The 15234-nt window shown below is 47.2% G+C and carries 11 protein-coding genes; 7 read left to right on the plus strand and 4 right to left on the minus strand.

The genetic code is table 11. The features are described 5' to 3' along the window. Positions 1 to 166 precede the first annotated feature (166 nt). The gene (locus tag MC7420_RS14570) at positions 167 to 2095 is read left to right on the plus strand and encodes a CHASE2 domain-containing protein (protein WP_006101266.1); all 1929 of its coding nucleotides are present in this window, start codon (positions 167 to 169) and stop codon (positions 2093 to 2095) included. Between the two features lie 815 nt (positions 2096 to 2910). Here the strand turns inward: MC7420_RS14570 and MC7420_RS14575 are convergent. The 3 genes from MC7420_RS14575 to MC7420_RS35220 form a co-directional block, all read right to left on the minus strand. Next, positions 2911 to 3552, minus strand: a complete 642-nt coding sequence (locus MC7420_RS14575; RefSeq protein ID WP_006101274.1) for a flavin prenyltransferase UbiX — start codon at positions 3550 to 3552, stop codon at positions 2911 to 2913. Between the two features lie 488 nt (positions 3553 to 4040). After that, a complete protein-coding gene (locus MC7420_RS14580) occupies positions 4041 to 6932 on the minus strand; it encodes an ATP-binding protein (protein WP_006101280.1) in 2892 nt (963 codons plus the stop codon). Continuing rightward, on the minus strand, positions 6932 to 8050 hold the full coding sequence (locus tag MC7420_RS35220) for an ATP-binding protein (protein ID WP_052307480.1): 1119 nt from the start codon (positions 8048 to 8050) through the stop codon (positions 6932 to 6934). The genes MC7420_RS14580 and MC7420_RS35220 overlap by 1 nt, the downstream gene beginning before the upstream one ends. A gap of 349 nt (positions 8051 to 8399) precedes the next feature. On the opposite strand from MC7420_RS35220, the gene MC7420_RS14590 reads away from it, so the two are divergent. The 3 genes from MC7420_RS14590 (at position 8400) to MC7420_RS14600 (ending at position 10592) form a co-directional block, all read left to right on the plus strand. Next, the gene (locus tag MC7420_RS14590; protein WP_006101298.1) at positions 8400 to 8606 is read left to right on the plus strand and encodes a hypothetical protein; all 207 of its coding nucleotides are present in this window, start codon (positions 8400 to 8402) and stop codon (positions 8604 to 8606) included. 69 nt (positions 8607 to 8675) lie between these two features. Beyond that, positions 8676 to 9680 carry a phenylalanine--tRNA ligase subunit alpha gene (gene pheS, locus MC7420_RS14595; protein WP_006101277.1) on the plus strand — a complete coding sequence of 335 codons (1005 nt, stop codon included), beginning with the start codon at positions 8676 to 8678 and terminating at the stop codon, positions 9678 to 9680. 87 nt (positions 9681 to 9767) lie between these two features. Continuing rightward, positions 9768 to 10592, plus strand: a complete 825-nt coding sequence (locus tag MC7420_RS14600) for an oxidoreductase (protein WP_006101058.1) — start codon at positions 9768 to 9770, stop codon at positions 10590 to 10592. 213 nt (positions 10593 to 10805) lie between these two features. Here MC7420_RS14600 and MC7420_RS14605 read toward each other — a convergent pair whose 3' ends face one another. Next, the gene (locus MC7420_RS14605; protein ID WP_006101127.1) at positions 10806 to 11543 is read right to left on the minus strand and encodes a 2-phosphosulfolactate phosphatase family protein; all 738 of its coding nucleotides are present in this window, start codon (positions 11541 to 11543) and stop codon (positions 10806 to 10808) included. Between the two features lie 113 nt (positions 11544 to 11656). On the opposite strand from MC7420_RS14605, the gene MC7420_RS14610 reads away from it, so the two are divergent. From MC7420_RS14610 to MC7420_RS14620, 3 genes are all read left to right on the plus strand, one after another. Beyond that, positions 11657 to 12322 carry an L-threonylcarbamoyladenylate synthase gene (locus tag MC7420_RS14610; protein ID WP_006101035.1) on the plus strand — a complete coding sequence of 222 codons (666 nt, stop codon included), beginning with the start codon at positions 11657 to 11659 and terminating at the stop codon, positions 12320 to 12322. Between the two features lie 427 nt (positions 12323 to 12749). Beyond that, on the plus strand, positions 12750 to 14006 hold the full coding sequence (locus tag MC7420_RS14615; protein WP_006101222.1) for a HetZ-related protein: 1257 nt from the start codon (positions 12750 to 12752) through the stop codon (positions 14004 to 14006). Between the two features lie 434 nt (positions 14007 to 14440). Beyond that, the gene (locus MC7420_RS14620; protein WP_006101299.1) at positions 14441 to 15148 is read left to right on the plus strand and encodes a PHP domain-containing protein; all 708 of its coding nucleotides are present in this window, start codon (positions 14441 to 14443) and stop codon (positions 15146 to 15148) included. Positions 15149 to 15234: the final 86 nt, after the last annotated feature.

A 15234-nucleotide genomic window follows, 5' to 3' on the forward strand; every position in this document is an offset into this window, starting at 1 on the left:
TCGACCCGCTTGAGGCACTTTAGTGCCTCCTACAAACCAGAAAAGTGGCATAATGCGGTAAGGGCTATGCTGCCACAGTCAGTTGGACAAATTTAGGCATCTTCGGGTTTGAGTAATATCTGCATAGCTGTCCAACGGCTTCTGAGACGCTAAAACATCTATCCCTATGGTTTTTCGCATCCCTCAAAAGGTTAGTCTGGCATTACCCGATTTGGCAAATCTGCGAGTCGTGGGAGTTTCAACCATTGCTGTGATCATTACCCTTCTGGGCGTGCGACATTTGGGTGGACTAGAACCGCTAGAATTGGCGGCGTATGATCAGTTTGTCCGTTTGCGACCTCTGGAAACGGAACCTGATCCTCGGATCTTGGTTGTCGCGATTACAGAACAAGACCTGGAAATTCAAAATCGGTGGCCCATCTCGGATCAGGTTTTAGCACAGGTATTACGCCGACTGCAAGCCGCTGAACCAGCCGTTATTGGTCTAGATTTGTATCGCAATCTTCCTGTGGAACCGGGTCATCAGCAGTTAGTGGAACAACTGCAACAACCGAATTTAATTGCAATTCAGAATATTGATATCCGCGCCGGAACCCCACCGCCGCCAGATGTATCACCGGAACGCATCGGTTTTAATGATATACCCCTTGACCCGGATGATGTGGTTCGTCGCAATTTATATTTGGCGGAGAATGAAAGTGGTGTACTGTTCTCATTTTCCATGCTTTTGGCACTTGGCTATCTAGAACCGCGTGGAATTGAACTGGAAGCCAGTTCCGATAATCCAGACATTCCCCAGCTTGGCGCGGCTGTGTTGTCACCTATAACGGAAGATGCAGGGGGATATCAAAACGCAGATGTTGGTGGGTTCCAAATCTTACTCAATTATCGTTCTCCTGATCAGGTGGCGCGACAAGTATCCTTAACCGATGTTTTAGCCGGAACGGTTGATCCGAGTTGGGTGGAGGACAAGATTGTGATTATTGGTTCCACTGCACCCAGTCTCAAAGACTTATTTACCACACCCTTTAGTCCCGCCCTGGAAAAAAATGCGAAAATACCTGGGGTTTTAATGCAGGCTCAAATGGTTAGCCAATTCCTGGATGCGGCGACGGGTGAGCGTCCTTTATTCTGGTTTTGGTCAGAACAGGTAGAAATCCTGTGGATTATTGGTTGGATTGCGATCGGTGGGATATTGGGGCGGGTGACGTATCATCCCCTGGCGTTAATTATTGGAGTAACGGGTAGTTTGGGGGTGTTATCCAGTGTTTGTTTTTACCTATTGACCCAAGGTGGCTGGGTTCCTTTTGCTGCGCCAGCATTCGGATTTGGGTTAACGGTGGCAATTTTTGTCACCCATCGGTCTTATGAAGCCCATCAACAGCAGCGCATCGTGATGAAGCTGTTGGGACAGAATACCTCGCCTGAAGTTGCTCAGGCTCTTTGGCAAGGTCGCGATCGCTTGCTAAAATCTGGCAAGTTACCGGGGATTCGCCTCACCGCCACGATGTTTTTTGCCGATATTAAAGATTTCAGCACCATATCGGAAAAGATGACCCCAGAGGCATTGTTGGAATGGTTAAATGAAATTCTGGGAGTGGTGACTCGTGAAGTCCTCCAGCGTCAGGGGATTGTGAATAAGTTTACCGGGGATGGGGTGATGGTGGCGTTTGGTGTCCCCATGTCTCGTCTGCACAGAACCGAAGTCGCCGAAGATGCGAAAGCGGCGGTAGACTGTGCGTTAGCAATTAGCGATCGCCTAGAGTCGATGAACCGAGATTGGCGACGCCGAGGTTTACCGGTGATTCAAATGCGGATTGGCATTTTTACCGGTCCTGTTGTGGTGGGCAGTTTAGGGGGCAAAGACCGTTTAGAATATGGCGTAATTGGCGATAGTGTTAATATTGCCTCCCGGCTAGAGAGTTGTGAGAAACAGCGTCAACCGACTCCCTGTCGGATTCTCATTGGTCAACAAACGCTAGATCAACTGCAAGGGGAATTTGAGGTTGAATCTTGGGGACCTTTAGCCTTGAAGGGGAAACAGCAAACGGTGAATGTCTATCGCGTTTTGGCACGAACCACGGTATCAGAGTAGAATGGCACTAAAATAAGCATTTTGACATCGCCGAAACCCTTAATATACCGTAGGGTGGGCATTGCCCACCAGCCTTAAGTTAGAGAGTAAGAGTGCAGAGTAAGCTGTTCGGCATTTAAACCTTAATGTCAATAATGACGAAATCCGGTGGGTACGGTTGGAAATGTCACGCAACTCTCGATCCTGACAGCTAATCCTGCTCATTGTTTTAGCTAAGTTAGGTAGGGCTTGCTGCATGAGTGTGGAAGCTAGACCAGATAAGGGTTTTAAGCCATTTTTCTACCCAACAAGTGCAAGGTTTTTACACTATAACCGTCAAAACCCTGGAATTTGTGCCTCCGCCAGCGCCAAATTTTCCCTCGACAGAGGCTTTAAACCATTGCCCATGACACACCGAGCGAAGCCGAGGTGTTGCCTATTCCCTATTGCCTCTCCCCACCACAAGACTTATTCAGCAACCCCTAGGTAAGTTCTGAATCCAATAATCACTCGCTTCCATTTTCTTTTTCCATTAATATATAGTACCGCTATAAGTCTAGTCGGTATTATTTCTATAATCTCTTCAAATTTTAGATCTGAATTAAATTAAATACCATCAATTATACACCTAGCTGATTCTAAATTCCGGTTGACTATCGCCGTTACAATTCAGTCCGCGTAGGCGGACTTTGTTTGTGTAGCAGCGATTTCAATCGCCCTAACCATTCAATCGCCCTAACCAAGTCACGGCAGGTTTAGTCACATCTAGGTGAAGTAAGAAGCGATAATTTTGAAACCCGCCCCTACAAACCCGATTCCCTGCGTCAAGCAAAGGGTCAAAGCTTTTCCCGAAAACCGCCTTGCCATCGCGTTAAAGGAACACAATCAATATTGAGTTGGTCAAAGGTACGCGCTACAACAAAATCCACTAAATCTTCAATCGTTTGAGGATTGTGATACCAGGCGGGAATGGCTGGTACAATTTTTACCCCCGCTTCGGCTAGAGTGGTGAGGTTACGCAGGTGAATTAAGCTGAATGGTGTTTCACGGGGTACAATTATCAGTTGACGCCCTTCTTTTAACTGCACATCGGCTGACCGTTCTAATAAATCTGAACTTAAACCATTGGCGATTTTTGCCACCGTACTCATACTACAGGGAATAATCACCATTCCCAATGTCCGGAACGAACCACTGGCAATGGTTGCACCCACATCCCCCCAGCGATGACAAATCAGCTTGCCTTTTGTGGGTACACCTGCTTGCTGTCGCCAGAATTGTCCCTGCTGTTCGGGTTCTGGAGGCATACGGGTGTTTTGTTCCGCTTGCCAAACCATGTAGGCTGATTTTGATGCCACCAGTTCGATGGTATAGTCGGCTTCTAAGAGAAACTTCACGGCACGTACTGCATAGATTAAGCCTGAGGCACCAGTAATACCGAGGATTAAGGGGAACGTTTGGGGATTGGTTGAAGACACGCGATGTTAACGGAAGATAGTTGTCAGTCTTTACCAGTGTAGAGGTGTGGCAGGCTAAGTTTCTACATAAAGTAGAATCATTTTGTCGCCGATGTTCCGATTCAGAATTTTAGTCTAAGCCCTGAACTAAAGCCCTGAACTAAAGTTCGGGCTAAAAGCTAAAACCCGTTAAAACGGGTTCAAATACTCAGTAAGCTTTAGCTTACTTTAGCTTTCAGCCGGAAATTTATTTCTAGGCGTCCAAGTCCATGTTGGCAATATTTTGCTTAAATCAGTGACATTCCTATTATGTTTTTTAAACTGTTTGCGGTTGAAGAGAGCTTCCTAAAAAGGGTGAAATAGATTTGACCATTGAATTGGGCGCACTGAGGTGCGCTCCTACGGTTTCTGGGCGTAAGATTAATTGATAAAATTAGGTATGTCACGCCACTACAATTAGGCAAAAAATTGATCCAACAAATGAAAAATGACAAATGACTAATGACAATCTATTGATTTAACACCCAGCGCCGGAATAGTTCAACGATAATCTGCCAAGACTCACCCTTTTGCTGAATCACATCATGGCGTTTTAATGTCTCCAACGCTTCCTCTAATTGTTTCTCCTCTAGAAGCGCAAGTACTGATTCTCTGAAGTATTCTGCTAAATTTATCCTTAATTGTTCACTCATTAACCCATCCGGGTAAGGCGCTAACACCTTAAGGATTGCCTGTTGACCTGTAACCCCTCGCGCCGCTTGACCCCAAACCCCATCAAAATAATATCGTCCTCGCTGATAAAATGCGGGGTCATTAATTACCGCTTCCACATCCTCTACGGTAAAAACGGGGTCACGCGAATGTCCCTGTTCAAACACAAAATCATTGTATCGGCGCACCAGTTGGAATCCCACCAGTTGAACTAAATAGGGTTGACCTGCGGTTAGACGATAGATTGAGTCAAGGGCGTCTGGGGTGTAATCTAGGGGAAAATCAACCGCCTCATTATCCGGGATATCTGAAACAGTCGCATCTGGATTTTCCAGGCTGGGATTGGCTAAAATCTGGCGGGTTGCAGCAGGTTCTAGAAAACCAACGTGAATCGGAATAACGCTGGCAAAGAAGGGTTGGAAATAATCGGCAGTCATTTCTTCTAAGGTGTGCAACCCAGCAAAAGCAAACGCGACTTTAGCGTTCATTTGCACCAATCCCCGCAGATAGCCAATAAAATCATTAGGGATTTTTCCCGCTTCAATGAGTTCCTCAATTTTCTCGAATTCATCTAGGGCAATAATTAACCCCTGTAGAGACGCGCCATGGCGCGTCTCCATCTCTGTACCATGGCGCGTCTCTGTCCCCTGCACCATCTCCACCACCTGTTTAAAATAGCGTTCAAACGTCCGATAAGGAAGATTGAGCAAAGCATCATCATCGGGAGGGGGACAACCGATAGCATCAGAAATCGCATCACTAATTGCCATTAACACTTCCCCAACACCTTGGGGACTGCCTAAACGCAGTAGGTTAATATAAACCACTTTTACTCGTGAACCGGAACAGTTTGCCACATTTAAAAGAATCGAAGTTTTCCCCATGCGGCGATGACCATAAAGAACCACGGATTGGAGTTGTTGACCCATAACCCAAAGTTCTTCTAATTGTCTGAGGATATCGTCTCGTCCGACAAAGCGATTCCCTTCTACGGGGTCACCGACAACATAAGGATTGGTAACGGGTTTGGTGATGGAAATATGCCCAATTTCAGCCGCAATTTGTAATAAAGATTCTTGCCAAGTTTGGGCAATATCTTTAATCAGTTCTCGTTCAGCTTCGGGTAGGTTTTCGATATGATTAAGGATAGTTTTGAGTTCTCCTAATGCGCGATTGAGAGCAAAGGAACGGGTGGAACGAGAGACGCTACGCTGAACCACTCGCACATCTTCCACGACTCGACGGAGAGCGTTTATCGTGTTCCAGGTTATCGGACGTAGTAAGGGTTCGTTGGGGGAAATAGGTGGTTCTAATGTGGCGATTGTGGCGGGTTCTTTGGCTTCGTTGAATGTGGTGAGAATTTGGGCGAGGGTGAAGAGTTCTTCACCATAGAGAAGGGAACAGACAACGGCAAAGGCTTCCGTTGCTTGGGCGGGTTCTTTTTCATGAAGATGCCAGAAACCAGCCGCCGCAGCACGAGCAGGGGTGTCTAAGCGAGTCTTTCTCAAAGGAGGAGAGAAAGGTTCATTCCAATACCTAAAAAATGATAAGCCAATAAAATGTGACTGAAAATGCTTTTTTAGTGAAGCGGAAGCACAACCAACGAGATCCCAATCAAACGGCGCTTCAGCTAGATGAGATACACGCCAAATCAACTGGTCTGATGGGGTAGAATTCAATACTTTATTAACACTTTGCACAACGGGAATGAATTGCATTGTATATGCCAACAGTTGATTAACATTGTACAAACTCATTTCCCAATCCTGTTGCAGCCAATTCTGCAAACGAAACCTTAGATAAGGTAGGGGAAGTAGGGTTATGCGAGGGAATAACCAACTCCCATTTTGGAGATATCGTAAGTTTAAGGGTGAACCAATCAGCCAGTTTTCTGGACGCAAGCTTGCCACGCTTCCCGCCACGCCTCCCGCCACGCCAAACGCCACGCCAAACGCCACGCCAACCGCCACGCTTCCCGCCACGCCAAACGCCACGCCAAACGCCACGCCAACCGCCACGCTTCCCGCCACGCCTCCCGCCACGCCAAACGCCACGCCAACCGCCACGCCAACCGCCACGCCAACCGCCACGCCAACCGCCACGCCAACCACCACGCCAACCGCCACGCCTCCCGCCACGCCTCCCGCCACGCCAACCGCCACGCCTCCCGCCACGCCAACCGCCACGCCTCCCACCACGCCAAACGCCACGCCAACCGCCACGCCTCCCACCACGCCAAACGCCACGCCAACCGCCACGCTTCCCGCCACGCCAACCGCCACGCTTCCCGCCACGCCAAACGCCACGCCAACCGCCACGCCTCTCCAATCAATCTCAAAGCCTATCTGTTGAAGTAATCCACAAAAAGCGACAGGAATAACAATAGTCAACATCAACCCTTGAATAAGCAACTGACGCTGAACCGGATTCTGACGCAATAGTTCTAATCCCTTGCGCCAATTCATTTCTGCTACGGGAATATATCCACCACCAAAGTTATCTACATACCAGCGCAATGCTTGAGGAAAATAAAACACCCAGTACAAGAGACGCAAATAATCTAGGGGATTCCATAACGATAAAGGGCGTTGCAGTTTCGGCGCTAAATCTAATCGGGGAACAGAGATTTCATTATCTTGCTCATTCTCATCTTGCTTGATTTCATCGTGGCTAACTACATCTTGGCTCATTACCCACCCTCCAAATACCGAGAATACATTCGATAACACAACTGCATCAATCGCCGGGGATGACCACCACTTTCCTCAACTAACTGATTAATTTCAGCTTCAGTAAACCTTATCGAAGTCATCGCCAAACGTGTATCAATAAAATCACGGGCGGTTGGTTCATCCCAGGGTTTTATAATTTCTTCTTGACAAACTCCTGCCAGAGGCGAAGTTTTGCCATTATCCCAACTATCATTAAACAGCTCATCTAAAGATTCATTCGCGGCTAAAACCAGCTTAAGTGGTGCTTGACTCCCCTCAGCCAAACCCCGTAGATAATCCCGAAACCCCCGATTAAAGCCATCCCACGTCATTTTGCCCACATTATCTAACACCAGCAGAACTTGCCGCGATTTTAAATGGCGACTTAACCTGGCTCCCTTGCTTTCCGGTATCCCAATCTCATCACATAATGCACCATAGAAATCATCTTCATCTTCAACCAAATTTAAATCGATAAAAACAGGCTGACGCGGCGAATGGAGATAACTGTCCGCGAGTCGGACAATCTGGGAAAGTAAAGAAGATTTACCGATACCCTCTGCTCCGATTAGGGCAACACTGCTCCCACTATTAATCACCTCGAATATCTGCCGGATTTCCCGTTCACGATTAAAGAAGTCTTGTGGATTATCGATTCTGCCTTGTTGAGGAGTAAAGGGATTGGTGATTATATTGTCATTTATAATATCTGAATCCTGATCCTGCCCGAAAGACGATAAATTACTCCCCTCTCCTGGTAGGAGAGGGGCAGGGGGAGAGGTCATTTCCAAGGTACTGGCATCGGATTTTAACCCATGAGTTTGCTGGGTTAACCACTCCTTATATCGACATTCTATTGGCTTCCGAAAATTTCGCTTACGAACTCGTATCTCTAAATATTTGGTAACTTTCTTACATAAATCTGCACCCAGTTTTCTAGTATGTTGCTCACTGAAAAGAATTTGAGCAGCAATATCCCGATACTCTTGTTTATCCCAAATCCCAATAAAAATCGCCTCTTCTGATTCATCCAAAACAGGTTGGAATTTCTCCCTAAGCAAGCTATTGATGAATTCTAGCGCCTCTTTTGAGTTCATTAGTGATCATTGAGATTCATTTGACAATTTTATCAAACCCATCCCAATTCTGCTAGTTTGTAGTTGCGCTTTAGCGCCATCAACGTTTCAACATTGAGAACAAACTGATAAGAGGGCGACCCGAGTCAATTGAATGGATGAGTGTTGTTAATTAATGCAAGCGGGTCGCCCCTACAGGTGGTTAAATGGCGAATGACAAATGACAAATGACAAAGGACAAATGACGAATAACAAACATTATCCTACATCTCCCTACAAACACTGACATTACCAAGTCCCCTACTTCTACCTACCTAAAACACCGATCGCCTAAGCCATCATGGTTATATCGATAACCGAGGTAAACACCATGATCAACACCAACCCGCCAACCCAACCGAATCTAGAACCCCAAACCAACACCATCGAAACCCTCACACCCACACCCCTAACCCAAATCAATCCCACAACCCTAGTCCAGTACGGCGGGATCACCGCAGCCGTTATATTAGCGATCGCACTCCTAATTCTGGCGTTAGCGGAATATAATAAGGTCTTCTTTCCCCCTCGCCGTTAGCCGATAACGGTAAACTAAGAAAAGCCTTTGCTAGCAAAGCACCGCTCAAACCTGATCACGACTGAATTCATGACTACTTCGCTCAACGAGCTAGAAACCCAATTAGTCGCCCTCAAACAAGAAGCCACTCCTGCGATCGCAAAAACGGATACGCTGGATCAATTGGAACAATTGCGCGTCAACTACTTGGGGAAAAAAGGACAGTTATCCCAAATCTTGCGCGGGATGGGGAAGCTATCCCCCGAAGATAGACCTCGAATTGGGGCGCTTGCTAATGAAGTCAAAGAAGCCCTCCAACAATCCCTAGACAACAAGCGCCAAGAGTTACAAGCCGCCCAAATTCAAGCAAAATTAGCCGCTGAAACCCTTGACGTGACCATGCCAGGGGTGTATAAACCTCAAGGTCGAATTCATCCCCTCAATAGCATTATCGACCAAGTGCTGGATATTTTTGTCGGTCTAGGGTACACCGTCGCCACGGGACCAGAAATGGAGACCGATTATTATAATTTTGAGGCATTAAATACCCCCCAAGACCATCCGGCGCGGGATATGCAGGATACCTTTTATCTCCCCGATGGAAACCTGCTGCGAACCCATACCTCCTCGGTGCAGATTCGCTACATGGAAAATAACGAACCCCCGATCCGAATTATTGCCCCAGGGCGAGTTTATCGCCGGGATACCGTTGATGCGACACATTCGGCTGTTTTCCATCAAATTGAGATTTTAGCCGTTGATGAAGACATCACCTTTGGGGATCTCAAAGGGACATTAAAAGTCTTTTTCCAAGAATTATTCGGTGAAGATGTCGATGTTCGCTTACGCGCCAGTTATTTCCCATTCACCGAACCCTCGGCGGAAATTGATGTCAAATGGAGAGGGAAATGGTTAGAGATGGGCGGCTGTGGAATGGTTGATCCCAATGTGCTGAAAACCGTTGGTTATGACCCAGAAATTTATACCGGATTTGCCGCCGGATTTGGCGCGGAACGTTTTGCCCTAGTCATGCATCAAATTGATGATATTCGCCGTTTATATACCAGTGATTTGCGCTTTTTGCAACAGTTTTAAGTGTCATTAGTCATTGGTCTTATGTCATACTGGCTTCCGAAAAGAAGCAAGCTACGTCCTTTGTCGTTCCTACAATAGGAGTCTCCTATGTCTAGCGGTTCAAAGAAACAAGTTGCCATGGTAACAGGCGCTTCGTCTGGGATCGGTAAAGCGATCGTGCAGCAACTTCTAAAAGAGGGTTGGATTGTGTATGGTGCGGCGCGGCGAGTGGAGAAAATGGCGGATATTGAAGCAATGGGCGCCAAAGTTCTGTCCCTTGATGTGACCGATGATGCCAGTATGACAACGGCGATGCAAACCCTACTTTCGGCTGAAGGGCAGATTGATGCATTAGTGAATAATGCGGGGTATGGTTCCTACGGGGCGCTGGAAGATGTACCACTCCAAGAGGCGAAGCGACAGTTTGACGTGAATGTGTTTGGCTTAATGCGGCTGACGCAATTGGTTCTACCGTCGATGCGGGCGGCAAAATCCGGCACAATCGTGAATATCAGTTCCATGGGAGGGCGGATTTGGATGCCTATCGGTGGTTGGTATCATGCCACGAAACACGCGGTTGAGGTACTATCCGATGCCTTACGGATGGAAACCGAACCCTTTGGCATTCGCGTGGTGGTGGTGCAACCGGGGGCGATTGAAAGTGAATGGTCAAGTATTGCGGCTCAGACGTTACGGGAGAATTCCCAGGGATCAGCGTACCAGGGAACGGTTGAACCCATGGCAAAGGTGTTAGAGGATTACCCAAATGCCTCAAGTCCTAATGTAGTTGCCAAAGCGGTGTCCAAGGCGGTTAATAGTCGCCATCCCAAGCGGCGATACGCCACACCGATGGATGCCAAACTCTATATATTCCTACATTGGTTGTTACCGGATTGGGCGTGGGAGCGGTTGATTGCTAGTGCGATTCAGTAGGAAGCTGGGGGAGCTGGGGGAGCTGGGGGAGCGGGGGAAGCGGGGGAAGTGTTGAATGTGTAGGGGCGGGTTTCATGATTATTGTTGCTGAATTGACCCTGATGCGAATAAACCCGCCCTGACCGAGTGTTGACTACAAGGATTTCACCATGATTAACATTAAGGTTTAAATGTCGAACAGCTTACCCTCTGCCCTTTGCCTTCTTTCTACACTCAGAATTTTTTGACTAAAACTCCGGGTTCTTTCTGAATCGGTAAAACGTCTAAACTATCCGCTTGGGCGCAATACTTTAAATCCTCATGACCGTTTAACCGCAGTAGACGTTGACCATGACTAGCATGGTGAAACATTTCTAACATCTTGTCTTTCCACTGAGTATAAAGGGCAAGAGCGCCAATCACTTCATCATTACCCGCGATATCACTAAGCGAGTGATCGGTTTGGGAGATCAAACTATCCGCGATCGCACCTGCACAGGCGGTATCTTCGAGGGAGTAGGAACCTTCCCAGCCAGAACCGACTAGCCAAACAGTTTCCGGCTTTTGCTCTAGCAGATACTTGACAACCGTCTGACGATTCACCATGGCGGCGGCTAGCACCACAGGGGCGTTCTGGACGCGCTGTAAGGCGCGAGTGCCATTCGTGGTCGTAATAAACAAACGGCGTCCCTGGACGCGCTCTGGCGTGCAGTCGAGGGGAGAATTGCCTAAATCACAACCCGCGACTTTTGATCCGCCCCGTTCTCCGGCGCGAAGGCGTTTTTCTGGGAGCCATTGTTCACTCACTTGCATTAACTGATCAATATCGCTGAAGGCTTGCACAGCTTCAGCACCTGCGTGTAAGGCTGTCGCAATCGTGGTTGTCGCTCTTAGCACATCAACCGCGATCGCACAATCTGGCGTCGTATCCGTTGGGGTAAGTTCGGGGGTGTGGTAAATAAATAGCTTCACTGGCTAATTGCACCTGCGTTTTCAAATGCCGACTCCATATTTTACCGATTTGAGGTCGTGGAATTTAGGCTTTTATTAGATCATCTAACCATTGCAATCATTTGGAACGATTTATGGCAACGATTTACACCATCCATCCGGACACACCTCAAATACGCCGAATAGAGAAAATAAGGGACAACCTGCAAGACGGTGCGGTGATGTTATATCCCACAGATACCGTTTATGCCATTGGTTGCGACTTGAATGTCAAATCGGCTGTGGAACGGGTCAGGCGTTTAAAGCAACTCTCTAATGAGAAGCCCTTAACGTTTCTGTGTTCCTCGTTATCCAATATCTCTGAATATGCTTGGGTCAGTGACCCAGCTTATCGGATTATGAAGCGTCTGATTCCTGGACCCTATACCTTTTTGTTACCCGCAACTAAGTTAGTCCCTCGGCTAGTGATGAGTCCTAAGCGTAAAACCAGTGGTATCCGAGTTCCGGATCATCCGGTTTGTCAAGCCATACTCGAAGCCTTGGGTAATCCGGTAATTTCCACGTCGGCTCATTTACCTGATGAGATGGGAAATTTTCCCACTGTGGGACTGGAAACCGCCAGACTCTTTGATCAGTTTGAGGGTTTAGTGGACATTATTGTCGATGATGGCTCAAAACCTGGTGTCCAGGTATCCACCATTTTGGACATGACTGGGGATGAACCCACAATCCTGCGGAAAGGTTTGGGAGCACAAGCCGCCATGACGTGGGCTGTACCCGCTAACCAGAGTTGGGAATAGGGTTATAAGGTTTGACCCATCGGTGTAACCCGTTAGAGTCAAACCCAATCCAGTTCGGCTTTCGCTGATCAGCATTCGGACTACAGGAGACAGACCGGGGATTTCGGATGAACGTCCACAAATAAACCCAGTTTGTGAATTGTCTACTCTCACTCAATATTAAAGCCGTGGAAGTACTAACCCCTTGCCAATTGCCTAAATGCAGGTGTAGCAAGGGTTAGCAGCCATAAGCATAGTCCCTAAATAGGCGAGGGTGTCTGCCGTGTACTAGTGATCTCTCGTTTAGTGACACACCACTCAACCAAAGACTAGGCGTAACGTTTTACATTCAAATTGTGGACAGCAACAGAGCATTTATTCCGAATAACCACTCGTTCCTCTGCTGATGTCTTGGTAATTCGTAACTGTAGTCTTTAGGGGCAATACCATGAACGTTAAAACTGTTAAATCTATCACTCAACCTTCCCCAAACCACCTAGAGAATCCGGAAGTTTTCGGCACAGACACTCAAAGTTTAATGGATCTGTTGCTAGAGGAAATGCGGTCGGCACTCTATGGTTCCAAAGCTTTAGAAACCAATGGTGGTTTGACTTCTGAACCCAAACGCCTACCCAGTCGCGCTCAAGTCGTGGCAAAACGCATGGTGCAGGAGGTACAACGAATTTGCCGCAAGAGCGATCGCATTCAAACCTCTGGTCAAGTTCGTTCCTGGCAAATTACGTTAATTCGTCACCGCTTACATAAGTGTTTAGGCTACTATAAATTGGGGTCTAAGCAAGGGCGTGTTGAATTGCACAGCACATTAAGTGCCATGGTTTATCGCCATGTTGCTCAGCCTCAATCCCAGTTAAAATTTTCGGCTCGTTATAATCTGATTGAGGACTTTTTACAAGACTTTTATGCTGAGTCCTTGAAAGCATTTCGTCGGGAAAATGAGGTGGATGTAGACTACACGCCTCGCACTCAAATTGAACTGGCAGAGTATATGGCATTTACGGAACAGTATGCCAAGCGGCGCATCACCTTACCGAACCGTTGTAGTCAACAGCTTATCGTCCTGAGAGCGCAAAGCTTTGCCAGACGCCAACCCAATGAAACGGCTCTAGATATTGAGCAAGCTGTGGAATTTGCCAAGGGCGAAGAAGCCCAAGAGTTAAGCCGCTCCCCGGCGATGCAACAAGTACGGGCGCACCTAGTCGCTCAAACCACTGATCCCAGTGAATCTGTGCTGCGCGATCGCGTGGTTGGTGAACTGATTAATTATCTTGAGCAACAAGGTCACTCTGACTGCGCGGATTACTTGGTCTTAAAGTTACAAGACCTCGCCGCACCGGAAATCGATGAGATTTTAGGGCTAACCCCCCGCCAACGGGATTACCTGCAACAGCGCTTTAAGTACCACGTCGAGAAATTCGCCCGCTCATCCCACTGGAAACTGGTACACCAATGGCTGGGAGCCGATTTAGACCAAAAATTAGGCATGACCTCTGACCAATGGGAAACTTTTTTGGCTACACTTGATCAGCAACAACAGCACCTTCTGTCTCTCAAACAAGCCCACAAGAGTGATGCTGAAATTGCCAAAGCGCTCAAATGTACACCAAAACAACTGCAAAAGCGCTGGACTAAGTTACTAGAATCTGCCTGGAAAACTCGCAATTCTGATGGTTCTCTGAGCAAATAAGGAGTGCGATGGTTGAATATAGAGGAGGTCGAACGCAAAAACTTGATTCTCTTAGCGTGTCATTTTAACGGTTTCATGTCTAACCGTCATCCCCCTCTAACTTCTCCGGTTTAGATGGGGGATGCTGCTACACAAGGCAGATGGCAAAGGGTAGAGGTTCTTAGCCAACTCTGTCCGGCAGAAGGAGAAAGATTAGCTAATTTTATACTGACCCTAGAAAATACCAATGGATAATGTGACCGCTTCACATAGGTTTTACAGGCACTGACTGCTAACTTTTGCTAAGATTTTGCTAAGATAGTGAAGATAGTGTTAAGAATTTGAAATGATTAGGACGTAGCGATTAGGACGTAGCGATAGAAAAGCTGAATGTCTTGATCAATTGAGGAGAGCCTCTCATTCATTAGATTCATCTATTAATAATATTGACAAACATGGTGGTAAAAATGGCTCCAGTTTTAATATCATCCCCAGTTACAGAATCCGATCAAAAAGCTCTCCGCCAAGTCTGGCAAACATTAGGACCAGATAGTTGTCCGCGTTCCTACAATTTCCATTGTCACACCACAGCTTCCGATGGTCAGCTTTATCCCAAAACGCTAATAGAACAAGCCATTGCTATCGGTCTTAAAGGGTTTGCGATCACGGATCATCACACAATCGATGGCTATCAAATCGCTAAAACCTGTCTCCATTCCCTCCAAGACACTTTACCCCATCAGGCAATTCCTCACCTCTGGATAGGTGTCGAAATCAACGCTCGCTTATTGAATACAGATGTTCATATCTTGGGCTATGCGTTTGATCCTCACAATTCCCAGTTACAGACTTATCTTCAGGGTAAAGCCCCTAAAAATCAACAAGCTGAAGCCGCTACTGTCATCGATGTTTTGCATCAGGCGGGTGGATTGGCGGTGCTGGCTCATCCGTGCCGTTATCGACGTTCAGCTAAGGAACTGATTCCCGCCGCCGCCAATTTGGGAATTGATGGCGTAGAAGCCTATTATGCTTACGCGAACCCGAATCCTTGGCATCCCAGCCCTAGGCAAACTCAGCAAGTGAAACAGTTAAGTGCCACCTATAATTTGTTCAATACTTGTGGTACAGATACCCACGGTTCAAACTTGCTACGGCGTTTGTGATAGCAAATCTCAATCAACCAGTAGGGGTACGACATGTCGTACCCCTACTCTGTATTGGTGCTAAGTTCTCAGTGATATAGCACTAC

It is taken from the genome of Coleofasciculus chthonoplastes PCC 7420 (assembly GCF_000155555.1).
Classification (GTDB): Bacteria; Cyanobacteriota; Cyanobacteriia; order Cyanobacteriales; family Coleofasciculaceae; genus Coleofasciculus; species Coleofasciculus chthonoplastes_A.

Excerpts from the sequence above, each read along its gene's own strand:
- MC7420_RS14570 (WP_006101266.1), top strand. The coding sequence starts at position 167 with ATGGTTTTTCGCATCCCTCAAAAGGTTAGTCTGGCATTACCCGATTTG.
- MC7420_RS14580 (WP_006101280.1), bottom strand. The coding sequence starts at position 6,932 with ATGAGCCAAGATGTAGTTAGCCACGATGAAATCAAGCAAGATGAGAAT.
- MC7420_RS35220 (WP_052307480.1), bottom strand. The coding sequence starts at position 8,050 with ATGAACTCAAAAGAGGCGCTAGAATTCATCAATAGCTTGCTTAGGGAG.
- MC7420_RS14590 (WP_006101298.1), top strand. The coding sequence starts at position 8,400 with ATGATCAACACCAACCCGCCAACCCAACCGAATCTAGAACCCCAAACC.
- pheS (WP_006101277.1), top strand. The coding sequence starts at position 8,676 with ATGACTACTTCGCTCAACGAGCTAGAAACCCAATTAGTCGCCCTCAAA.
- MC7420_RS14600 (WP_006101058.1), top strand. The coding sequence starts at position 9,768 with ATGTCTAGCGGTTCAAAGAAACAAGTTGCCATGGTAACAGGCGCTTCG.
- MC7420_RS14610 (WP_006101035.1), top strand. The coding sequence starts at position 11,657 with ATGGCAACGATTTACACCATCCATCCGGACACACCTCAAATACGCCGA.
- MC7420_RS14615 (WP_006101222.1), top strand. The coding sequence starts at position 12,750 with ATGAACGTTAAAACTGTTAAATCTATCACTCAACCTTCCCCAAACCAC.
- MC7420_RS14620 (WP_006101299.1), top strand. The coding sequence starts at position 14,441 with ATGGTGGTAAAAATGGCTCCAGTTTTAATATCATCCCCAGTTACAGAA.